A 23,533-nucleotide genomic window follows, 5' to 3' on the forward strand; every position below is an offset into this window, starting at 1 on the left:
TTTTCGTAGGCGAATGAGAACGAAGAGTAATGTGTCCGGCAGTACAGATTCTTTCGGACATTCCGGCACGAGTACTTCATAGATGCTTCTTACAAGAAACTGTTTTTTCTCACAGATACATGAAAACAAATGTAATATTAAGCGTGATGAGAAAAATCGTGTCGACCCGGAAGGTTTCGCTTTCGGTAGGAAGAAGCTGCAAAGACGTTCATATCTCCGCCCGCGGTTTTGCCATCATGGACCAGTTGCTGTGGTAAATCACAAAGCCGGGCGGTGCGCCGTTTACCTTTTCACGTTGCGGCGCTGCAGGTAGTCGATCTCTACCTTGTCCTGATCCCGTCCCTTGGAATAGTAGGCGGCAAGCGAAGCGGCCTCTTCAAAGCAGCGGTCCGGAAGTTCCTGCCCGTTCGCTTTGACAATGACATGGGATCCCGGCATGCCCTTTGCGTGAAACCACCAGTCGGAGCCGGAAGCCACTTTAAAGGTGAGTTCCTCGTTCTGGAAATTGTTTTTGCCGACATAGATATCAAAGCCGTCGCTCGAGCGGAAATGAAGCGGGTGCGACTGAATTTTCTGCGGGCGTTTTCCCTTTGGTGAACGCTGGCGTTTGACATACTGATAAGATGCGAGCTCTTCGCGTATCTCCGCGAGGTCGCTCTCTTCGGTTGCAAGTTCAAGGGCGGTCAGAACGGAGGCGAGATGTGCTTCTTCCTGCACGGTCTTTTCGAGTTCCGCGCCGACCGCGAGCTCGGTGCGCTTTAACTTGGCGTAGCGGTCAAAGTACTTTTTCGCATTTTCGGCGGGACTTAAGTTCTTGTCGAGCGGAATTCGAAGCGGCCGGTTTTCGTCATAGAAGTTTTCGGCAACGTAGTGATCCGCCCCCGCCGGAATTTGGTACGCATAGCTATTCAAAAGATCGCCGTAGACGCGGTACTTCTCCTTCTTTTGGCTGTCCGCGAGCTGTTTTTCCTGCAAACTACGCTTTCGCTGGCTGCGCTCCAAATGGTTTTGCACCAGGCGACGGAGGTCCGAGGACTTTTGCCGCATGCGGGAGCTCTCCGCGCGGAGCGCATAGTAGGAGTAGAGCAGTTCGCTCACGGACGAAAAGCGACGGCACGCAAGCCCTTCGGCTTCGAGGGTCCTCAGCGGGAGGGCCGAAAATTCGACCGGGATTTCGTCTCGGAGATACATAACGGGATCGAAGCGCTCCGCACGCACCTCTTCCAGAAAGGAAGAGAAGACAGAATAAAGTGCATTCCGATTCTCCTCCGACAGACCGTCAAAGACTTCGCGCGGGTCTAGAGAGGCGCGGAACAAAATTTCCTGTGCGACCAGCGAGGAGATTCCGGAAAAGGCAGACGAAAGTGCACGGTCCAGCGGAAGCGAGCCCTGCGCGGTGAGGGCAGCGGAAAAATCCTTCGCGGAAAGTCCGAGCGGGTTGGTTTTTTTCAGTTTTTCCGGAATAAAATAGGGGCGTCCCGGCAGCACCTCGCGGAGCGAACTCACGCTCGCGGGGACGCGCCGCATGCTGTCTAAGATAATATCGTTTTCGTCGGTGAAGATGATATTCGAGTACTTGCCCATGAGTTCCGTATACAGTGCGCGCGGCGCAATGTCTCCCAGCTCATTGAGCTGCATGCTCTCGATGCGGACAATGCGCTCCAGCCCGAGTTGTTCCACGGCGGTTATTTTGCCGGAGCCGATGTGCTTCCGCAGTAACATTGCAAAGCCGGGAGCCGTGAGCGGACTCGGCTTATTGTCCGCTTGGAGATAGAGGAGCGGAAGCGAGGCCTCGCAGGAGATTAAGAGGCGATGCTGCGCCGCGTGATTCTTAACGGTCAAGAGGAGTTCGTTTTTTTCGGGCATTGCGATTTTCTGAATGTGCCCGCCGAGCAGCGTGTCGCGCAATTCCTTGACGAGCGCTGCAATGACAATACCGTCTAAAGCCATATATTTTCCTTTCTGTAGTCGGTAGAAAACTAGCTTAAAAAGCAGAAATTGAAGTCACTGGGATTGAAACATACTTGCAAACTTCTCTGAAATGCGGTAATGTTAATCACGCTTTCTTGCTATAGGAGACTTTTCGCAGTGTTCCGCGAAAAAACAACAACATTTTTGAGAAGGATTCAATCAGAATGGCGTCAAATTTAGTGATCGTGGAGTCACCGGCAAAGGTGAAAACAATTAAGAAGTTTTTGGGTTCCAATTATGTGGTGGATGCGAGTCAGGGACATGTTCGCGACCTCCCGAAATCTCAGCTCGGCATCGATGTCGAGCACGGATATGAACCAAAGTATATCACAATTCGCGGAAAAGGCGATGTGCTCGCAAAACTTCGGAAAGAAGTGAAGAAAGCGGACAAAATTTATCTCGCAACGGACCCGGACCGCGAGGGCGAAGCCATCAGCTGGCATTTGCAGAAGGCACTCAAGTTGGATGAGTCCGGCAAAAAGGTGTACCGCATCAGTTTCAACGAGATCACAAAGAACGCGGTGCGCGAGAGCATCAAGCATCCCAGAGCCATTGACATGGATCTGGTCGATGCGCAGCAGACACGCCGTATCTTGGACCGCATGGTGGGCTACAGCATAAGCCCCCTGCTCTGGGCCAAGGTAAAGCGCGGGCTCTCCGCAGGCAGAGTACAGTCGGTCGCACTTCGTATGATATGCGATCGTGAGGCCGAAATTGAGGCTTTTGTGCCGAAGGAGTATTGGTCTCTGGAAGCGGAGACGCACGCCAAGGGCGGCAAAAAGGCGCTGAAAGCGCGCTACTACGGTGTCGGCAAGGAGAAGGTGGAACTTCACAGTGAGGCAGAGTGTCTCAAGGTCATTGCGGACTGTGAGGGAAAGCCGCTGCTTGTGCAGGAAATCAAGAAGAGCGAGCGGAGTCGCAAGGCGCCGCTGCCGTTCACGACTTCCACCCTGCAGCAGGAGGCCTCGAAACGCCTCAATTTCTCGACGCAGAAGACTATGCGCATTGCGCAGCAGCTCTATGAGGGCGTCGAGGTGGAGGGCAGAGGTACCATAGCTCTCATTACCTATCTGAGAACGGACAGCACCCGTATTTCCGAAGAGGCGGATAAGCTCGCACGAGAGTATATACGTGACAACTACGGCGCGGACTATGTCGCAGAGGAGCGGAAGGAGAAGCAGAGCGGGCAGAAGATTCAGGATGCCCACGAAGCCATCCGTCCGATTGACATCAGCTTGACACCGACCATGGCAAAGACCTCGCTTTCTCGCGATCAGTTCCGCCTCTATCAGCTCATCTGGAAACGTTTTGCGGCGGGACGGATGCGGGAGGCGGTCTATGCTTCCACCTCTGTTAAGCTTGCCTGCGGGGAGCACCGTTTTGCGCTCTCCGGTTCCTCACTCAAATTTTCCGGCTTTATGGAAGTGTACAGCGACAGTGAGGAAGAAGAGGAGGAGAAGCCGGATGCGGCACTCTTAAAGCTCAGCGAGGGCGAGGAACTTGTGCTCGAAGGCTTTGACAAGGAGCGGCATTTTACGCAGCCGCCGGCGCACTTCACGGAGGCGAGCCTGGTTCGCGCCATGGAGGAACAGGGCATCGGGCGTCCGAGTACCTATGCACCGACCATTACGACCATACTGGCGCGTCGCTATGTGATTAAGGAACAGAAAAATCTCTATGTGACGGAGCTCGGACAGGTTGTAAACCGTATGATGGTGCAGTCTTTTCCGGTCGTTGTCGACCCGCAGTTCACGGCAAATTTGGAACGCTTGCTTGACTCGGTCGGAGAAGGTAAAATGAATTGGAAGACTGTAGTAGAGAATTTTTATCCGGATCTCGATGCTGCGGTAAAGAAAGCGGAACAAGATCTGGACAGTGTTAAAATCGCAGACGAAGAGAGTGATGTCGACTGCGAACTCTGCGGCAGACGGATGGTCATAAAGTACGGTCCGCACGGTAAGTTCCTTGCCTGCCCGGGCTTCCCGGAGTGCCGGAACACGAAACCCTATCTCGAGAAAATCGGGGTTAAGTGTCCGAAGTGCGGGGGAGAACTGGTGCGTAAGAGAACCAAGAAGGGGCGCATTTACTACGGCTGTGAGAACAACCCGACTTGTGAATTTATGAGTTGGGCAAAGCCGTCGGAAAAGCGCTGCGAGAAGTGCGGTGGCTATATGACGGAACGTGGCAATAAGTTGGTCTGCGCAAATGAAGCTTGCGGACACAGCGAAGTGCTCAGAAAGGAGGACAAAGGCTGAGAAGTTCGATTGCAGCAAAGACACAACCGGGAGATTGACATTAGAGGAGAGACATCATGAGCGTGCAATTACTTGATAAGACCAGAAAGATAAACCAGCTGCTGCAAAACGGAAAAAATGTGAGGGTAAAGTTCAATGACATCTTGCTGATTCTCAGCTCTGTCTTGGACGGAAGTACGCTGGTCATCAGCAAGAAGGGTAAAATTCTTGGTACAGGCGGCATAAACGGGGGAGAGCAAGAAGAGTTTGGCGGTCTATTGAGCGGCAAGGTGGGAAGTTATGCCGATTCGCTTTTAAACGAGCGGCTGCTTGCCATCCTGTCTACCAAGGAAAATGTGAATCTGGAAACTCTGGGTTTTGCGCGCGAGGCGGTACAGAACCGCCAGGCGCTTGTTACACCGATTTATATTGCAGGTGAGCGTCTTGGAACTTTGATGGCATACAAAGAGGCGGCTTTTACCATTGACGATATCATTGTGAGCGAGTACGCGGCGATGGTCATCGGCATGGCGATGCGCCAAAGTGTGAATGAGGAGTATCAGGAGGAAGCGAGAAAGCTTCAGATTGTGCGCGGGGCGATTCAGACCCTGAGCTTTTCGGAGCTGGAAGCCGTTACCCACATCTTTAGCGAGTTGAACGGGACCGAAGGCGTCCTGGTCGCCAGCAAAATTGCCGACAGAGTCGGCATCACCCGCTCGGTTATCGTGAATGCGCTCCGAAAGTTCGAGAGCGCGGGCGTCATAGAGAGCCGTTCCAGCGGTATGCGGGGCACCTACATTAAGATTTTGAACGATGCGGTCTTTGAAGAGATCGCGGCCTACCAGGAGGAAAACGGAAAACGGAGAACCGCTGCCGCAAAACGTTAAAATCCTTTGCAAAACGGCCGAAAAAGTGATAGAGTAAGTGAGTTACGGGATTTTTCCCAGACAACACGTCCGCCGAGGCGCGCTCCGGGTGCTGCGAAGAGCAGTGGAGCGTCGCCGAAAGGCGGGCGGAAGACCAAACCACAGGAGGCAAATAAAATGGGCGTAGTATCAATGAAGCAACTTTTGGAAGCAGGTGTGCACTTCGGTCACCAGACCAGACGCTGGAACCCCAAGATGGCACCGTACATCTACACGGAGAGAAACGGCATCCACATCATCGACCTGCAGAAGACGGTCGGCATGGTGGACGATGCTTACAAGGCAGTCATGGACATTGCGGCTGCAGGCGGCACGATTCTGTTTGTCGGCACCAAGAAGCAGGCGCAGGATGCGATTAAGGAAGAGGCAGAGCGCTGCGGACAGTTCTACGTGAATGAGAGATGGCTCGGCGGCATGCTCACCAACTTCAAGACCATTCAGTCCAGAATCAAGAGACTGCGCCAGATCGAGGAGATGAGCCAGGACGGCACCTTTGAGCGTCTTCCGAAGAGAGAAGTGACGGAACTCAAGAAGGAGCTTGAGAAGCTCGAGAAGAACCTCGGCGGCATCAAGGATATGAAGAAGATCCCGGACGCAATCGTGATCATCGACCCGAAGAAGGAGCACATCTGCGTCACGGAGGCACATAAGCTGAACGTTCCGCTCATCGGTATTGCGGACACGAACTCCGATCCGGAGGAGCTGAGCTATGTCATCCCGGGCAACGACGACGCAATCCGCGCGGTGAGACTCATTGTCTCCAAGCTCGCAGACGCTGTTGTCGAGGCACACCAGGGTGAGGAGCACCGCAGCGAGGAAGTCGCAGAGGGCGATGATACGGCTGCGGCAGCAATCAAGGCAGCAATCGAAGCAAACGAGCGTTAAGAGAAAGAGCGAGAGGAGATAAGAGATGGGCGCAATTACAGCGGCAATGGTTAAGGAACTCAGAGAGCTTACCGGCGCAGGCATGATGGACAGCAAGAAGGCTCTCGCGGCAGTCGAGGGCGACATGGAGAAGGCGATTGAGTTCCTTCGTGAGAAGGGACTTGCCGGCGCGCAGAAAAAGGCGAGCCGCATCGCAGCAGAAGGTATGGTTGCTGTTCTTGTCAGCGCTGACGGTAAGAAGGGCGTTGCGGTCGAAGTGAATGCCGAGACCGACTTCGTCGCGAAGAACGAGAAGTTCAGAAACTATGTCGGCGAGGTTGCACAGCAGGCGCTGGATACCAATGCTACAGATCTCGAGGCTTTCCTCGCAGAGCCGTGGAAGGCAGACAACTCCCTCACGGTGAAGGAGCAGCTCTCCGCTATGATTTCCGTGATCGGCGAGAAGCTTGACATTCGTCGTTTCCGCCAGCTCAAGGAGGAGAACGGTTTTGTCGAGTCCTATGTCCATGCGGGCGGAAAGATCGGCGTTCTTCTTGCGGTCGAGACCGATGTTGTGAACGATGCGGTCAAGGAGATGGCAAAGAATGTCGCAATGCAGGTCGCAGCGCTGAAGCCGCTCTACACGAGCGATGCCGAGGTCGATGCGGACTACCTTGAGAAGGAGAAGGAAATCCTTGCGGCGCAGATTAAGAATGACCCGAAGATGGCAAACAAGCCGGAGAAGGTCATTGAGGGCGCTGTGCAGGGCCGTCTCCAGAAGGAGCTGAAGGAAATCTGCCTTCTGGATCAGGTTTATGTCAAGGCAGAGGACGGCAAGCAGAGCGTAGCTGCATACGTGGCTTCCGTCGCGAAGGAGAACCAGGCAAACATCGCAATCAAGACCTTTGTCCGCTTTGAGACCGGCGAGGGCCTTGAGCACAAGAGCGAGAACTTTGCGGAAGAAGTCGCAAAGCAGATGCAGGGCTAATTCGCTCTCGCATTACGCTTATTTCCCGGACGGGTAACGATACCGCCGGACTGTCGTATTCAAAATACGGGAGTCCGGCGGTTTTTGTTGCGAATTTCGACTGATTTGCGCCGTGAAACGTTAGCTTTTTCACACATAGAAGGCGTGGTAAGGAAGCAGTGTGAGGGAATGGGGGAAGTCGGCGTTATATTCGTGCAAGGGGCGCGAAATGCGGGAAAAGAACGCGAAGAAAGTCTTCGTACTTGCGTTTTATGGGAAAGCCCCTATGATAGAAGCTAAGACAGAGAACATAGGGGGGAGCAATGAAGAAAGCAAGCTTGGCAATCGTTGCGATCGCGCTCGCTTTGACGGCCTGCGGCGGTAGCAAGAAAGCAGAGTCCGTGGAAGAGACAAAGACTGCTTCCGTCGAAACGGTGGCGGAAAGCGCGATGGCTTCGGGTGAGGCGGAGAGCAATACAGAAACGGCGGAAGCGCCGTTGCTTGCGGAGACGCTCGTGCTGGATCATGAGGGACTTAAAATTACCGCGAAAGAGCTGGATATGAACGGAAGTTTGGGGCCTACCCTTCGCTTGCTCATCGAAAACGAGACGAATCGGAATGTGACGGTGCAGGTCCGTGATATGAGCGTGAACGGCTGCATGATAGCGCCGCTTCTTTCTTCTGCGGTCGGCAAAGGGGAAACAAAAGAAGACGGCATAGGCTTTTCTGCCCGCGCGCTGAAGCTCGGCGGAATCAATACCTTTGCCGAGCTTACGTTCCGCTTCTGCGTATTGGACAGTGAAACACTCGATAAAATCTATGAGTCGGAGCCGATTACTCTAAGGACCTCGGCGGCGGAAGGCTATCAAGAACGCGCTGATGACAGCGGAACCTTGGCCTACGAGGGAGAGGGCGTTAAAATCGTTGTGAAAGGACCGATTGAGAGAGAAAACGGTTTCGGGCCCGGAATTCTTCTGTACATCGAGAACAAAAGTGATAAGAAAATCGCAATTCATGCGACGGATGTCGCGGTGAACGACGCGGGCTTGGAACCCATCTTCAGTCCGGAAATCGCGCCGGGAAAACATGCGGTCGAGGCCATGACATTCTTTGACGACCAGCTGGACAATAAAAAAATCAATTCTGTGCGGAAGGCAGCGTTTAAATGTTTGATCGTAGACGCAGAATCCTCCGAGACGGTCAAGGAGACAGATCTGATTCAGCTAAAGTTCTGAGTGAAACAAGCGAAGCGGTCGTCAAGACGTCCGATTCGCTTTTTTTTATTGAAATATCATTTTTATCGTCATATTAACCAAACGAACTTGACAATTAGATGACACTATCTTATGCTATAGAAAAGCAACGGCAAGCGCAGTACAAATTCCTTTGAATTTGTATTTTTTTTGCCGCAGCAATTAGAAGTAACTAAGTTTTGAGAGGGAGAACAAATCATGCGACACAAACGTGTTTTCGCTGTCCCTATGTTGGTACTCGGCATATTGCTTTTTTTGACACCCGGTACAATCACGCCGGTTTGTCCCGTGAAGCCGGACGGAAGCTTTATGAAGTGTCACTGGATGGATATCGCGGAACAGGGACTCGGTGCGGTGATTGCCTTCGGCGGCGTACTGGCGCTGCTTTTCCCGGAGAAGCTCGGTGCGGGCATCGCAGCCATGAATCTGGGGCTCGGCGTGCTGAGTTTTCTGTTCGCAAAGAGCTTAATCGGCGGCTGCAAAATGCACGATATGGCCTGCAATCTCTACACGAGACCCATGGTGTATTTCCTGTCGGTCCTGCTCATCTCGGTGAGCGCGGTATATCTTTTGCTTGCCCTGCGCGGAGAAACGGCCCATGGAAGAACTTAAAGCAGAGGGGATTTGTAAGCGTTTTCTCCGGGGCAGTCGAAGCGTCGAGGCGCTTCGGAATGCCGAAATCAACCTGAAACGCGGCGAACTTGTATTTTTGGTCGGCGCTTCGGGCAGCGGAAAAACGACCCTGCTCAAAATTCTTGCGGGACTTCTAAAGGCAGATGCGGGGCGGATTATTTACGGCACGCGGGATGCCGGAGCATTTTCGGAGGACGCTTGGTGTGAATTCAGACGCACGGAACTCGCATATCTGCCGCAACAGCTTGGGCTTTTGACAGCCTTGACGGCAGTGCAGAATGTGGCGTTACCTGCCATGCTGCACAGCCGGGAACGGCGTACGGCGGAAGTTTACGGGAGAGCGAGTGCCCTGCTTGACAAGGTCGGCGCACTTTCGTTAAAGGATGCTTATCCCGCAGAGCTTTCCGGCGGAGAAACGAAGCGTGTGTTACTCGCACGGGCGCTTATGACGGAACCTAGGTTTTTACTTGCGGACGAACCGACCGCTGATTTGGATCCGAAGAGTGCGGCGGATTTTATCGAGCTCTTTTCGGAGCTCCGCACGAACGGCTGCGGCGTCCTGGCGGTGACACATGAACATGCCCATCTGCAGCGCGCGGACCGCGTGCTGGAACTCAAAGAGGGGTGTGTGCGTGCTTTTGAGGAGGCGCGAGAAACGCTCGCGCAAGGATACGGGAAGGGGTAAGAAATGATGCTTCAAGGAAAGAAGGGGATTCGCGGGCTCGCGGCATTCTTGGCGGCGCTTTGCATGGCGCTGTTTCTGATTGTTCCGGCGTATGCCGAGACCAAGTATGCCAACTGGCAGGAAGTCGCGTCCACCATGGGCACGGTCCTGGACGGCGCGGTCGAAGCCTACGGCGCGGGCGGTGAAGAGGCCGGCAAGAAAGCGACCGAGCAGGTCAACGTAGCCTACTATAAGTTCTACGAGAAGCTCGGCTTTGAAAAGACGGTCATGGCTTCCATCTCCGGAAGTCGCGGCTCCGATGTGGAGCACCAGTTTTATCTGGTGAAAAAGGTAATTCGCGACGGCGGCTCGAAAGAGGAGTTAAAGAGCAGTGTCGATACCTTAAAGAGCATGCTCACCGAGGACGCAATCACCTTGGACGGCGGCAAAGCGGCGGCACAGGGTGGCGGCAGCGACACGGCGGAGCAGCAAAATAACGGGGCGGCCTGGCAGACCTTTCTCGCCGTTCTCGGCCTTACGCTCCGAGAGGGACTTGAGGCCATTCTGGTCATTGCCGCGATTATCGCCTATCTTGTCAAGACAAACAGCCGAAAGTATCTGGCTTCGGTCTACATCGGCGCGGGACTCGGCGTGTTGTTCAGCGTTGTGCTCGCTATGATCTTCAACGGGATTGCGGCGAGCCTCGGCGATGCGCAGTCCGGTGCGGGACAGGAGATTTTTGAAGGCGTCACGATGTTTCTCGCGGTCATTGTCCTCTTCTATGTGAGCAACTGGATGCTCTCGAAGGCAGAGGCGGAGACCTGGAACAAATATATTAAGGACAAGGTACAGCAGAGTATCGACAAGGGGAGCATGTACACACTTTCCTTCTCGGCCTTCCTCGCGGTGGCACGAGAGGGCGCGGAGCTCATCATGTTCTTCCAGGGTATGCGCTCGAACATCACCAATAACCCGCACATGCTCTGGGCCGGCTTGGCGGTCGCGATTGTGATACTTGCGATTGTCTACTTCGCAATTACAAAGCTCTCGGTGCGCTTGCCCTTAAAGCCCTTCTTCACCTTTACGAGCGTGCTCATGTTCATCCTCTGCATCTCCTTTGTCGGCAAAGGCGTTTACGAACTGCAGGAGGCGGATGTCATCGGAAGAACCATCATCCCGTGGATGAACGGCTTTCATTTCGAGCTTCTCGGCATTTACGATCGCTACGAGAATCTCATTCCTCAGCTTATTCTGCTGGCGCTTACGATATTCACCTATCGCTACCAGCTGGGTAAAAACAAAACACAGAAACAGGGAGGTAAAGAGTCATGATGAAGAGAAGTTTGGCAGTATCGATGCTCATTGCCGCGGTTGCGCTGAGCGCTTGCGGCGGCAGCAAGAGCGCGGAGACCACGGCGGCTGCGGGCAGCGCTGCGGAGACCAAGGCCGGTGAGACCATGGCGGCTGCGGGCGAGACCAAGGCGGAGGAGACCAAGGCTGAGGCGAAGGCTCCGGGTGAGGATGCCGGCTTTGAGGAGTTCCCGATCGGTGACGATCAGGAGGTCGGCCCGCTGATTATCTCGGGCGTTTACTTCCAGCCGGTCGACATGGAGCCGGCGGGCAATTCGCTCTCGAAGGCAGATTCCGATTGCCACATCGAGGCGGATATCACGGCGAGCCAGGAGGGCACGACCCTCGGCTACGGCAAGGGTGACTTTGTTCCGTGGCTGCAGGTCAAGGCCATCATCCAGAAGAAGGGTTCCGACAAGGAGCCGACCGAGGTCGCTTTCATGCCGATGAACGCTTCCGACGGCCCGCACTACGGTGCAAACTTTAAGTTCCCGGAAGGTGTCGGCGTCTATGATGTCAAGTTCGTTGTGAGCGCTCCGGGCAACGACTATCTGCTCCACGTCGACAAGGAGACAGGTGTCACGGGTCGCTTCTGGACCGAGCCGCTGGTTGCGGAGTGGCCGGACTTTGAGTGGAACGGACCGCAGTGGTAAAAAGAACGCTTTGACTTCAGTACGGGCGGAGGGGCAACCCTTCGCCTGTATTGCCATGTATATCACTCGAGAGGGAAGGTGATTCTATCCTAAAGTTGTTTGTCAAAATCATGGAGGGCGGAATTGCGTTTTCGGTCACCATGGGTCTTTTGTTTTCCTTACTGCGCTATGAGGAGAGAGCCAAGCGCGTTCGCATCATAGGCTTTTCCGTCATCGGCGGCTTTCTCGCCGCGGCGCTCTCGGCGTATCTGCGCTCGATACCGAATTTTTTAAACCGAACCGCCTTAAACTTCTATAGCATGCTGCCCGTTGTCGGGAGCATGTTGCTGCTGCTTTTGCTCATTTTGTTCGGCTCCTATCTTCGAAAAAAACAGCGTAAGGCATATGAAATCCTGCTGAGCCTCGCTGTGGTCCTATACAGTCTCGCCTCGTTTTTCTCGTATCTCCCGCTGATCATGACCAATGTGAGCAGCTTTGTGAGCTACGGAGAGAGCGCGGTCAGCACGGCGGTTTTGTTCCGTGTCATCGGCTACAGTCTTGCGATTCTCGTCATGTTGCTCTCGGGGATTGCGGCGTTCCGCTGCGGTCTCTGCCTCGGAGAGCGGGAATTCGATTTGCTGCTTCCGCCGGTACTTCTGCTCCGCGGTGTCTCGCAGGCCGCACTCATTTTGCAGCGCCTCTATTCGCTGCGCATTATTCCGCGCAATCCGAAGTTTTTTGAGGGACTCAGCTTTGTCATCAATCACAGCCTCATCTTCGACGCGCTCCTCTTTGCTCTGCTGCTGGTGATACCGCTTACGCTCATACTTCGGCACTTAAGAGTAACGGAGAGTTATCGAAATCGGGCGGAACTCAGAAAGCTGAAGGCGGGATACCGCCGCGTGCGCCACTGGGCCGCATTTTTTGCCCTGCTTCTTGCGCTTGATCTCTCGAGCATCACGGCACTCAAGTCCTATGCGGGGCGGGAAATTCCGCTCTCAGCACCGGAGGACTATGCAATTGAGAACGGGCGCATTGTCGTGCCGCTCGAGAGTCTGCAGGACGAACACCTGCACCGCTATGAGTACACGGCGAAGGACGGCATCAAGATGCGCTTTATTCTGATCAAGAAATCACAGAGCGCCTACGGTGTGGGCCTCGACGCCTGCGAAATTTGCGGGCCGACCGGCTACTTTGAGCGGAAAAACGAGGTGGTCTGCAAACTCTGCGATGTCGTGATGAACAAGGGCACCATAGGCTTTTCCGGCGGATGCAATCCCATTCCCTTCCCCTATCTGGTGCACGACCAAAAGATATACATAGAGACGGCCGATCTTGACAAGCTGTCCTATGTATTTAAGTAAAGGGGGCGCTATGTTTTTACGCATGGTATTGGGAGCTGTATTCCGGCAAAAGAGCAAGATGTTCATGATTGCGTTTACCGTTGCGCTCGGCGTGAGCCTTTCGACCGCAATGCTGAACACCATGCTCGGTGTCGGCGATAAGGTGAACCAGGAATTAAAGACCTACGGCGCGAATATCAATGTCGTGCCGAAGGATGCTTCTCTGCTCGGCGATCTCTACGGCATCGGCGACGAAGCGGATACGCAGCGAAGCTATCTCGACGAGTCGAAACTCGGAAACATCAAGACCATATTCTGGGCCTTTAACATTGTCGATTACACCCCTTACTTCAACACAACGGTGCAGGTGAACGACAATGCGGAGCAAACAAGGTTGGTCGGAACCTGGGTCAAACATCACATGGATTTGCCGACAGGCGAATCCGTGGACACCGGAATGCAGCATTTAAAGAGCTGGTGGGAGATGAACGGCGAGTGGCTTGACGAAGCGGATTCGGACGGTGTGATGGTCGGATCGATCTACGCGCTCCGAAACAATTTATCCGTCGGCGACAAATTGGAGTTAAAGAGCAATGCGCTGACAAAGACCATGGTGGTCAGAGGCATTTTCAGCTCCGGAAGCGATGAGGATCAGTACATTTACTGCGTGCTCCCGGTTGCCCAGGCGTTTGCGGGCAAGGAAAACGTGGTGAGCAGCATCGAAGTCTCGGCACTCACGACGCCAGACAATGAGCTCGCGAGAAAGGCGGCGCAGAATCCGCTGAGCCTTACGGTCAAAGAATGGGAAGTCTGGTACTGCACGGCCTATGTGAGTTCCATCTGCTATCAGATTCAGGAAGTCATTCCGGATTCGGTCGCAAAGCCCATACGTCAGGTTGCGGAGTCCGAGGGCGATATCTTGAATAAGACGACGCTCCTTATGGTGCTGATTACGGTGCTCAGCCTGCTCGGCTCGGCGCTCGGCATTTCAAACCTGGTGACGGCTGCCGTCATGGAGCGGCGCACGGAGATAGGCCTTGAAAAAGCGGTCGGTGCGAGCAACGGGCGCATCATCGGCACCATACTCACGGAAATTATGCTGACCGGTGTGATCGGCGGCGTGGCCGGTTATTTCGTGGGCCTCATGCTGACCCAGCTGATCGGCTTCGGCGTCTTTGGCTCTGCCATTCCGCCGGCGGCCATGGTGATTCCGATCGTCGCCCTGTTGATCTTCTTTGTGACCCTGCTCGGCAGCATACCGGCCATACGCTACCTGCTGCATCTGAATCCGACGGAGGTTCTGCATGGAAAATAAAGAGAAACAGCCGCGGGAGCGGAAGATGAGCCGCCGCCGCATGTACTTTCACATGGTGATGGCCTCGCTTGCAAGACGGCGCTCCCGCATGGTTACCGCACTCCTCGCGATTGCGATGGGGGCCACGGTGCTCTCGGGCCTCGTGACCATCTACTATGACATTCCGCGCCAGATGGGCAAGGAGTTTCGTTCCTACGGCGCGAATCTACTGATTATGCCGACAGAGTCGGGCGGCTCTCTCACTGAGGCGCAGGTCAAAGAAGTACGAGACACCATACCGGCGGACAAGCTGGTCGGCATGGCGCCCTACCTCTATCAAAATGCCAAGGTGCGCGAACAGCCCTACCTGCTCGCGGGCACGGATCTTGCGGGCGCAAAGCAAAACAGTCCCTACTGGTTGATTCACGGAAACTGGCCGGAAAAGTCGAGGGAAGTTCTGCTCGGCCATGAAATCGCAAAGACCTTAAAACTCGATATCGGCGACAAGTTCACGGTGAACACCTCAAAGGGGGACGGTCAAGAGACCGCGACCGATTTCTTCGTTTCCGGAACCGTGACAACCGGCGGGAAGGAAGAAGAGCTCATTTTTATGAGCATGGAAGATTTGACCGGTATCGTCGGCAAGCAGGGACCGGATGTCATTGAATGCAGTGTCGAGATGGAGCAGGCGGAATTGAATCAGCTGGTGCAAAAAATCGCGGCTGCGGATTCCGGCCTGCTTCCCCAGGCGGTAAAACGTGTCACGGCCTCCCAGGACACGGTCCTCAAAAAACTGCAGGCTCTGGTCTGGATTGTCACGGTCATTGTGCTCTGCATTATGATGATTTGCGTGTCGACCACAATGATGGCGGTCGTGACCGAGCGCAGGAAGGAAATCGGCTTAAAGAAGGCGCTCGGCGCATCGAATGAGAGCGTGGTCAAGGACTTTCTCGGCGAGGGCGCTATGCTCGGTGTGCTCGGCGGTGCGCTCGGCGCGGGCCTCGGCTATCTGTTTGCGCTTCGCGTGAGCCTGAGCGTCTTTTCGCGCACGGTACACTTCCTCTTTGCGCTGGTGCCGATTACCATCTTGGTTTCGGCGCTGATTGCGGTGGTTGCCTGCCTGATTCCGGTCAGAAAGACCGTGGAAATCGATCCGGCGCTTGTGCTGCGCGGTGAATAAGTGAGTGGGAGAAGAGAAGATGGATATTTTAAGCTTACGAGATGTCTCCAAAATCTACGGGGAGTTAAAGGCCCTCGATCAAATCAATCTGACGGTTGAAAAAGGCGAGTGGATTGCCATCATGGGCCCTTCCGGCAGCGGTAAGACGACCATGATGAACATCATAGGCTGCATGGATAAGCCTTCGCTCGGCGAGGTGATTCTCGACGGAACCGATATCACCAAGCGCAGCCAGAAGGAACTGACCGAGGTGCGGCGCGATAAGATAGGCCTTGTGTTTCAGCAGTTTCACCTGGTGAACTACCTGACAGCGCTTGAAAATGTTATGATGGCACAGTATTACCACTCGATGCCGGATGAAGAGGAGGCGATGGAAGCACTCCGTGAAGTGGGACTTGCGGACCGCGCAAAGCATCTGCCGAACCAGCTCTCGGGCGGTGAGCAGCAGCGTGTCTGCATTGCCCGCGCCCTGATCAATCATCCGGCGCTACTCCTCGCCGATGAGCCGACCGGTAATCTCGATGAAAAGAACGAATATCTCGTCATGGATATTTTCGAGAAGCTTCACAATGCGGGAAGCTCCATCATCGTTGTGACACATGACCCGGAGGTCGGGGACGAGGCAGAGCGCATGATCGTGCTGGAGCACGGACGCATTGCCCGCGAGGAGAAGAAAAAACGGCAGAGACCGGTCATCGCGGAATAAAGGAGGAAAGCAAAGATGAAGAAGAGAATCGCACTGCTTGCGGCACTTATGCTGCTCAGCCTTGCGGCCTGCGGCAAGAAGGAAAGTGCGGAGAGCAAGACCGCGCAGGGCTACAAGGACGGAACGTACAGCGGAGAAGCCGAGGTCAAAGAAGTCGGCGGCACCATTAAACTCAATATCACGGTCTCGGGCGGTAAAATTGCGACTGTGGATATGCAGAATCTGGACCGCGAAGGTAAGGAGAAGGGAGAGGACTACGGAAAGAGCGAGCCTCTGAATCAGGGACTCTACAGCATTGCACAGAATTCGATTCTGGGAACCGATAAGCTCCCGGGCCTTCTTGTCGAGAGCCAGGATCCGGACAGCATAGACGCCGTGAGCGGTGCGACGCTCTCCCGCGAAGCCTTTGTTCAGGCTGCCAAGGCTGCGCTGGATAGCGCAAAATAAGGAGTTCCATGCGCATGCAGGATGAAAAGTGGCTCGATGCGCGCGGGCTGGCGCTACAGAACATATGCGTTCGGGGCGGACGTTCCTTTGGGATAGCCGCGCTCTCCGCACTGCTCGCACTCATGCTATTTTTAAGCAGCTTTTGGATGCTGAGCTTAAAAAACGGACTGCGCTCGCTTTCGGGGCGCATGGGGGCGGATTTGATTTTGGTGCCGGAGGGCTATGACAGCAAAATCAGCGGTGCGATACTCCGCGGGGAGCCGAACAGTTTCTTTTTCCACACGGATGTGTTGGAAAAAACGCGGGAAAATCCGGCGGTGGAAGAGGCTGCGCCGCAGCTCTATCTGGCTTCCCTTACCGCCGGCTGCTGCTCCTATCCCTTGCAGATTATAGGCCTCGATTTCGACTCGGATTTTTCCGTGGTGCCCTGGCTCAAGGCAAGCGCCAAGCTTCCCCTCGCGGACGATGAGGTCTTGGTCGGCGCAAGCGTGGAGGGGGATTACCGGCATGAGATACGCCTCTTCGGAAAGACCTATCGAATTAAGGGCAAGCTCGCCAAAACGGGCATGGGCTTTGACACCTCGGTGTTCATGGGGATGCCGGAGGTGCGAAGTTTGTCGCGGGAATACGAGAAATTGCTGGAAAGCCCGATCGGCGCCGATGACAGCTTGATTTCTTCGGTCATGGTAAAGGTAAAGCCCGGCACCGATGTCGATGCGCTGAGAAAGAGCCTGCAGGAGAGTTGGAGCGGACAGGGCGTCTATGTGCTCGCCGCGCAAAATATGATGCGCGAGGTCGCGGGCAATGTGGACCGCATGCTGCTCTATGTCTATCTTTTGATCGGACTCATCTGGCTGCTCTGCTGCCTGATATTGCGACTGCTATACGGCGTCTTACTCAGGGAACGACGTGCGGAATACAGCACGCTCTATGTCCTCGGCGCCAAGAAGCGTGAGATACGCGCGCTTGTGCTCTGGGAGGGATTCCTGCTCGGTATCTTCGGTGCGCTTGTCGGTGTTGTCTTCGGGGCTGCGGTCGGGCTGCTGTTTTCACCGGCCATGCAAAACTTGTTGCAGCTTCCCTACCTGGCACCGGCGCTTCCGATTACGGCGGGGCTGATACTGACGGTGTTGCTCTTTGCGGGGCTGTTTTCTCCGCTGAGTGCCTATCTCGCGCTTCGAAAAACAGAGCGCGAGGGCTATGGCAGTCTACTCTGATTCATAAAACAATCTTTCGAGAATCCTTCGTTCGTCGGACGCAGAATCAACACAAATTTGTGTTAAACTTCGTGTGTTCGGCTGAACGGAGGATTTTATGCACATTTGGACTGTGATGACAGAATGGATACATCAGTTGACTCCTTGGGTCGGAGTCGGGTTGGCGGCGTTGGAATCGCTGTTTCCGCCCATACCGCTGACTGCTGTGGTTGCGGCCAATGTCGCGGCCTTCGGCCCTGTCTTCGGTTTTCTCTATAGTTGGATCGGCTCTGCGTTCGGCAGTGCCCTGGTGTTTTTCGTGATACGCGCAATTGCAACACTGCCCGCGCTTCGTAACTTGCTCGGAAGAGACAAACTTCGAAAGGCGAGAGGCTTTGTGGGGCGCATGAAGCCGGCGGCCCTGTTCTTACTTATCATGTTGCCGTTTACGCCCTCCTCCTTTGTGAATTTTGCCTGCGGAGTCAGTCATTATGGTAGGAGACGCTATCTTCTGGTTATGTTGCCTGCCAAAGCGGTCATGATTGCATCGCTGTCCCTACTCGGCGAAAGCTTACAGCGTGCGGCAAATCCCTTCTGGCTGCTCGGCGGCGCGGCTTTGCTTTTACTGCTGTACCTGGTTTCCAAGTGGGTATCGAAACGTCATGACCCGGACGGAGAGAAAAAGTCCGAAAAAGTTTTGAAAAACGCTTGACGCCTTCTTAGAGGGGTGGTATAGTACACAAGCTTGCTCGTGAGGGCGGGCCAAGAACCTTGAAAATCAAAGATCAGACAGTACAAACAACCCTGAAATCTCTGTGAAAACAGAGGGCTTGCGGACATTTTTCGAATATGTTCGTGAGCTTCCAAAAGAATTTCAAAAAAGAACCAAACCAAGTAATAACGGGTAAAATAACTGAGAAAGACCAACGTTATTTTGACCGGAACGAACAAACTTTAAATTGAGAGTTCGATCCTGGCTCAGGATGAACGCTGGCGGCGTGCTTAACACATGCAAGTCGAACGAGAAATGGAGACGGAAACCTTCGGGCGGAAGGCTTCATTTCGAGTGGCGGACGGGTGAGTAACGCGTGGGTAACCTGCCTCATACAGGGGGATAACAGTTGGAAACGACTGTTAATACCGCATAAGACCACAGCACCGCATGGTGCGGGGGTAAAAACTCCGGTGGTATGAGATGGACCCGCGTTCGATTAGCCAGTTGGCGGGGTAACGGCCCACCAAAGCGACGATCGATAGCCGATCTGAGAGGATGACCGGCCACATTGGGACTGAGACACGGCCCAAACTCCTACGGGAGGCAGCAGTGGGGAATATTGCACAATGGGGGAAACCCTGATGCAGCGACGCCGCGTGAGTGAAGAAGTACTTCGGTATGTAAAGCTCTATCAGCAGGGAAGAAAATGACGGTACCTGAGTAAGAAGCCCCGGCTAACTACGTGCCAGCAGCCGCGGTAATACGTAGGGGGCAAGCGTTATCCGGATTTACTGGGTGTAAAGGGAGCGCAGACGGTTGCGCAAGTCTGAAGTGAAATCCCGAGGCTTAACCACGGGACTGCTTTGGAAACTGTGCGACTTGAGTATCGGAGGGGCAGGCGGAATTCCTAGTGTAGCGGTGAAATGCGTAGATATTAGGAAGAACACCGGTGGCGAAGGCGGCCTGCTGGACGAAAACTGACGTTGAGGCTCGAAGGCGTGGGGAGCAAACAGGATTAGATACCCTGGTAGTCCACGCGGTAAACGATGAATACTAGGTGTTGGTGCCCCAAGGGCATCGGTGCCGTCGCAAACGCAATAAGTATTCCACCTGGGGAGTACGTTCGCAAGAATGAAACTCAAAGGAATTGACGGGGACCCGCACAAGCAGTGGAGCATGTGGTTTAATTCGAAGCAACGCGAAGAACCTTACCAAATCTTGACATCCTTCTGACCGCACCGTAATGGGTGCTTTCCTTCGGGACAGGAGTGACAGGTGGTGCATGGTTGTCGTCAGCTCGTGTCGTGAGATGTTGGGTTAAGTCCCGCAACGAGCGCAACCCCTATTGCCGGTAGCCAGCAGGTAAAGCTGGGCACTCCGGCGAGACTGCCCGGGATAACCGGGAGGAAGGCGGGGATGACGTCAAATCATCATGCCCCTTATGATTTGGGCAACACACGTGCTACAATGGCGTTAACAAAGAGAAGCGAGAACGCGAGTTTAAGCAAAGCTCAAAAATAACGTCTCAGTTCGGACTGCAGTCTGCAACTCGACTGCACGAAGCCGGAATTGCTAGTAATCGCGAATCAGCATGTCGCGGTGAATACGTTCCCGGGTCTTGTACACACCGCCCGTCACACCATGGGAGTCAGCAACGCCCGAAGTCAGTGACCCAACCGCAAGGAGGGAGCTGCCGAAGGCGGGGCGGATAACTGGGGTGAAGTCGTAACAAGGTAGCCGTATCGGAAGGTGCGGCTGGATCACCTCCTTTCTAAGGAAGAAGTAAGGGTTGTTTGTGCTGTCTGGTTTTTGATCAAAGGTTCGCACCGGATTTCCGGTGTCGATACGTCTTCTTGAAACACCCGTTCCCATCCCGAACACGACGGTTAAGAGGAGGACGGCCGAAGGTACTATGTTGGTAACGACATGGGAGAATAGGTGGGCGCCGGAATTTTTCTTTTTTTCATAAGCGATCGGAACGCTTGAGCCGCAAGGCTGGAACGCTCCTATGGCTGATGAAAATCAGCTTTTGCACCTTGAAAATCGCATACAGAATGAATATTCAATTAAGAATATCTAGACATCCGAGGTGATACGATGAAAGTCGTATCCGATAGATGTGACGAAAGTCATGTCTATAATGTAAATAATACGTAACTCTGTGAGAGCAGAGTTGACCAACCCGCATGTTCTTACGCTAGAGAACATGTAAGAGGTTAAACAGAAAAGAGCGTAGGGCGGATGCCTTGGCACTAAGAGCCGATGAAGGACGTGATAAGCTGCGATAAGCTGCGGGGAAGAGCAAATATCTATTGATCCGCAGATTTCCGAATGGGGAAACCTACTGCAGAAGACCTGCAGTGACTGTGCGTAAATCCATAGCGTACAGCCGGGAACCCGCTGAACTGAAACATCTAAGTAGGCGGAGGAAGAGAAAACAACAGTGATTCCGTAAGTAGTGGCGAGCGAACACGGAAGAGCCCAAACCGCGGTGCGTGCACCGCGGGGTTCGGACTGCGTAAGGGAATTGAATGGTTACCGGAAGGACTTTGGAAAAGTCCGCCACAGAGGGTGAAAGCCCCGTACGGGAAAACGATTCGAAACCCGGCAGGATCCAGAGTACCACGAGACACGTGAAACCTTGTGGGAATACGGGGGGACCACCCCCTAAGGCTAAATACTACTTAGTGACCGATAGTGCATAGTACTGTGAAGGAAAGGTGAAAAGGACCCCGGGAGGGGAGTGAAAAAGAACCTGAAACCCTATGTTTACATGCAGTGGAAGTGCGATACATGAACGCACAACCGCGTACTTTTTGTAGAACGGTCCGGCGAGTTGCCGGTGCTGGCAAGGTTAAGGACTACAGGTCCGGAGCCGAAGGGAAACCGAGTCTTAACAGGGCTTACAGTCAGCATCGGCAGACCCGAAACCGGGTGATCTATCCATGTCCAGGTTGAAGTTCCCGTAAAAGGGAATGGAGGACCGAACACACATCCGTTGAAAAGGGTGGTGATGAGGTGTGGATAGGGGAGAAATTCCAATCGAACCCGGAGATAGCTGGTTCTCCTCGAAATAGCTTTAGGGCTAGCCTCGACTTAGTCAGACGGAGGTAGAGCACTGAATTCCTGAGGGGGCGTCAAAGCCTACCAAGGGATATCAAACTGCGAATGCCGTACTGATGATGGTCGGGAGTCAGACTGTACGAGATAAGTTGGACAGTCAAAAGGGAAAGAGCCCAGACCTACAGCTAAGGTCCCAAAATACGTGTTAAGTGGAAAAGGATGTGGGATTTCGAAGACAGCTAGGATGTTGGCTTAGAAGCAGCCACACATTCAAAGAGTGCGTAATAGCTCACTAGTCGAGAGGTCCTGCGCCGAAAATTTCCGGGGCTAAAACACGATACCGAAGCTTAGGAATGTAGCAATACATTGGTAGAGGAGCAATCTCAGAGTGCCGAAGCGTTACCGTAAGGAAGCGTGGAGTTCTGAGAAGAGAGAATGCCGGAATGAGTAGCGAGAATGACGTGAGAATCATCATGGCCGAATATCCAAGGATTCCAGGGTAAAGCTGATCTGCCCTGGGTAAGTCGGGACCTAAGGCGAGGGAGAGATCCGTAGTCGATGGACAGCAGGTTCATATTCCTGCACCTGACATGATCAGAACTGTGGGGACACAGGAACGAAACCGGACCCGGGAGAGCAAAGACCGGGCGAAGCGAAGCTAGGAGTGTGGTAGGCAAATCCGCCATACAATCCGAAAGCGTGATAGGGAGCGAAATATAAGTAGCGAAGCCGGTGGAGGGACTGTCGAGAAAAGCCGCTATTGTATCATGTCAGCCCGTACCGCAAACCGACACAGGTGGATGAGGAGAGAATCCTAAGGCCGGCGGGAGAAGCATTGTTAAGGAACTCGGCAAAATGACCCCGTAACTTCGGGAGAAGGGGTGCTGCAGAGATGCAGCCGCAGAGAAAAGGCTCAAGCAACTGTTTAGCAAAAACACAGGTCTATGCGAAACCGTAAGGTGAGGTATATGGGCTGACGCCTGCCCGGTGCTGGAAGGTTAAGAGGAGAGGTTAGCGCAAGCGAAGCTTTGAATTTAAGCCCCAGTAAACGGCGGCCGTAACTATAACGGTCCTAAGGTAGCGAAATTCCTTGTCGGGTAAGTTCCGACCCGCACGAAAGGCGTAATGATTTGAGCGCTGTCTCAACAATGCACCCGGTGAAATTGAAGTACCAGTGAAGATGCTGGTGACCTGCGCCAGGACGGAAAGACCCCATGGAGCTTTACTCCAGCTTGATACCGGGATTCGGTGTTACTCGTACAGGATAGGTGGGAGGCTAAGAAGGAAGGACGCCAGTCTTTTCGGAGCCGCTGTTGGGATACCACCCCTGTGGCACTGGATTTCTAACCTACATCCGTAATCCGGATGGGGGACAATGTCAGGTGGGGAGTTTGACTGGGGCGGTCGCCTCCGAAAGAGTATCGGAGGCGCTCAAAGGTTCCCTCAGAATGGTTGGAAACCATTCGAAGAGCGCAAAGGCAGAAGGGAGCTTGACTGCGACACCGACGGGTGGAGCAGGTACGAAAGTAGGACTTAGTGATCCGGTGGTATAAAGTGGGATTGCCATCGCTCAACGGATAAAAGCTACCCTGGGGATAACAGGCTTATCACTCCCAAGAGTTCACATCGACGGAGTGGTTTGGCACCTCGATGTCGGCTCATCGCATCCTGGGGCTGAAGTCGGTCCCAAGGGTTGGGCTGTTCGCCCATTAAAGCGGTACGCGAGCTGGGTTCAGAACGTCGTGAGACAGTTCGGTCCCTATCCGGCGCGGGCGTAAGATATCTGAGAGGAGCTGTCCTTAGTACGAGAGGACCGGGATGGACTGACCACTGGTGCACCGGTTGGGGAGCAACCCCATGGCCGGGTAGCCAAGTCGGGACGGGATAAACGCTGAAGGCATCTAAGCGTGAAGCCCCCCTCAAGATGGGATATCTCATGCGAAAGCGGTAAGACCCCTTGAAGACGACAAGGTAGATAGGAGAGAGGTGTAAGCGTGGCGACACGTTCAGCTGACTCTTACTAATCGGTCGAGGGTTTAACCAAAGGGTTTGGGAAAAGAGATGAATAGATAGAGTTCTGTGTGCGGTTTTCAGG

General features: G+C 54.0%; 16 protein-coding genes, 3 rRNA genes and 1 pseudogene. 19 read left to right on the forward strand and 1 reads right to left on the reverse strand.

Translation table 11 applies throughout. The features are described 5' to 3' along the window. Positions 1–208 precede the first annotated feature (208 nt). A pseudogene (locus QU660_RS03750) lies at positions 209–1,950 on the reverse strand (Rqc2 family fibronectin-binding protein). Positions 1,951–2,135: 185 nt separating this feature from the next. Here QU660_RS03750 and topA point away from each other — a divergent pair. The 19 genes from topA to QU660_RS03845 all read left to right on the forward strand — a co-directional run bounded on the left by topA (position 2,136) and on the right by QU660_RS03845 (position 23,482). Beyond that, entirely contained in the window at positions 2,136–4,226 is a 2,091-nt protein-coding gene (gene topA / locus QU660_RS03755; protein WP_304946994.1) for a type I DNA topoisomerase, read from the forward strand. Positions 4,227–4,282: 56 nt separating this feature from the next. Continuing rightward, positions 4,283–5,092 carry a GTP-sensing pleiotropic transcriptional regulator CodY gene (gene codY, locus QU660_RS03760; RefSeq protein ID WP_304946995.1) on the forward strand — a complete coding sequence of 270 codons (810 nt, stop codon included), beginning with the start codon at positions 4,283–4,285 and terminating at the stop codon, positions 5,090–5,092. Between the two features lie 156 nt (positions 5,093–5,248). After that, the gene (gene rpsB / locus QU660_RS03765) at positions 5,249–6,016 is read left to right on the forward strand and encodes a 30S ribosomal protein S2 (protein ID WP_304946996.1); all 768 of its coding nucleotides are present in this window, start codon (positions 5,249–5,251) and stop codon (positions 6,014–6,016) included. Between the two features lie 25 nt (positions 6,017–6,041). Beyond that, a complete protein-coding gene (gene tsf, locus QU660_RS03770) occupies positions 6,042–6,983 on the forward strand; it encodes a translation elongation factor Ts (RefSeq protein WP_304946997.1) in 942 nt (313 codons plus the stop codon). A gap of 302 nt (positions 6,984–7,285) precedes the next feature. Beyond that, positions 7,286–8,197, forward strand: coding sequence for a hypothetical protein (locus tag QU660_RS03775; RefSeq protein ID WP_304946998.1), 912 nt, complete (start codon positions 7,286–7,288; stop codon positions 8,195–8,197). A 216-nt stretch (positions 8,198–8,413) separates the two neighbouring features. Beyond that, positions 8,414–8,827: a DUF4418 family protein gene (locus QU660_RS03780; protein WP_304946999.1), complete on the forward strand. Its 414-nt coding sequence runs from the start codon at positions 8,414–8,416 to the stop codon at positions 8,825–8,827. Beyond that, complete coding sequence (locus QU660_RS03785; RefSeq protein ID WP_304947000.1) at positions 8,814–9,533, forward strand: ABC transporter ATP-binding protein; 720 nt, start codon at positions 8,814–8,816, stop codon at positions 9,531–9,533. The genes QU660_RS03780 and QU660_RS03785 overlap by 14 nt, the downstream gene beginning before the upstream one ends. Before the next feature lie 3 nt (positions 9,534–9,536). Further along, positions 9,537–10,844: an FTR1 family iron permease gene (locus QU660_RS03790; protein ID WP_304947001.1), complete on the forward strand. Its 1,308-nt coding sequence runs from the start codon at positions 9,537–9,539 to the stop codon at positions 10,842–10,844. Further along, a complete protein-coding gene (locus tag QU660_RS03795; RefSeq protein WP_304947002.1) occupies positions 10,841–11,515 on the forward strand; it encodes an iron transporter in 675 nt (224 codons plus the stop codon). The genes QU660_RS03790 and QU660_RS03795 overlap by 4 nt, the downstream gene beginning before the upstream one ends. Before the next feature lie 110 nt (positions 11,516–11,625). Then, positions 11,626–12,858 carry a DUF2318 domain-containing protein gene (locus tag QU660_RS03800; protein WP_304947003.1) on the forward strand — a complete coding sequence of 411 codons (1,233 nt, stop codon included), beginning with the start codon at positions 11,626–11,628 and terminating at the stop codon, positions 12,856–12,858. A 10-nt stretch (positions 12,859–12,868) separates the two neighbouring features. Then, on the forward strand, positions 12,869–14,152 hold the full coding sequence (locus QU660_RS03805; RefSeq protein ID WP_304947004.1) for an ABC transporter permease: 1,284 nt from the start codon (positions 12,869–12,871) through the stop codon (positions 14,150–14,152). Beyond that, the gene (locus QU660_RS03810) at positions 14,142–15,311 is read left to right on the forward strand and encodes an ABC transporter permease (RefSeq protein WP_304947005.1); all 1,170 of its coding nucleotides are present in this window, start codon (positions 14,142–14,144) and stop codon (positions 15,309–15,311) included. The genes QU660_RS03805 and QU660_RS03810 overlap by 11 nt, the downstream gene beginning before the upstream one ends. Before the next feature lie 19 nt (positions 15,312–15,330). Beyond that, a complete protein-coding gene (locus QU660_RS03815; protein WP_009533729.1) occupies positions 15,331–16,017 on the forward strand; it encodes an ABC transporter ATP-binding protein in 687 nt (228 codons plus the stop codon). Positions 16,018–16,032: 15 nt separating this feature from the next. Further along, positions 16,033–16,464: an FMN-binding protein gene (locus tag QU660_RS03820; RefSeq protein WP_304947006.1), complete on the forward strand. Its 432-nt coding sequence runs from the start codon at positions 16,033–16,035 to the stop codon at positions 16,462–16,464. 14 nt (positions 16,465–16,478) lie between these two features. Continuing rightward, a complete protein-coding gene (locus tag QU660_RS03825) occupies positions 16,479–17,681 on the forward strand; it encodes an ABC transporter permease (RefSeq protein ID WP_304947007.1) in 1,203 nt (400 codons plus the stop codon). Between the two features lie 115 nt (positions 17,682–17,796). Next, positions 17,797–18,372 (forward strand): TVP38/TMEM64 family protein, encoded by a 576-nt coding sequence (locus QU660_RS03830; protein WP_304947008.1) that lies wholly within the window; start codon positions 17,797–17,799, stop codon positions 18,370–18,372. Positions 18,373–18,615: 243 nt separating this feature from the next. Then, a 16S ribosomal RNA gene (locus QU660_RS03835) occupies positions 18,616–20,146 on the forward strand. Between the two features lie 62 nt (positions 20,147–20,208). After that, positions 20,209–20,326 (forward strand): 5S ribosomal RNA (gene rrf / locus QU660_RS03840). Positions 20,327–20,589: 263 nt separating this feature from the next. Further along, positions 20,590–23,482, forward strand: a 23S ribosomal RNA gene (locus QU660_RS03845). Together the 16S, 23S and 5S rRNA genes form the textbook arrangement of a ribosomal RNA operon. Positions 23,483–23,533 lie beyond the last annotated feature (51 nt).

Origin of the sequence: Stomatobaculum sp. F0698 (genome assembly GCF_030644385.1) — a bacterium.
Lineage (GTDB): Bacteria > Bacillota > Clostridia > Lachnospirales > Lachnospiraceae > Moryella.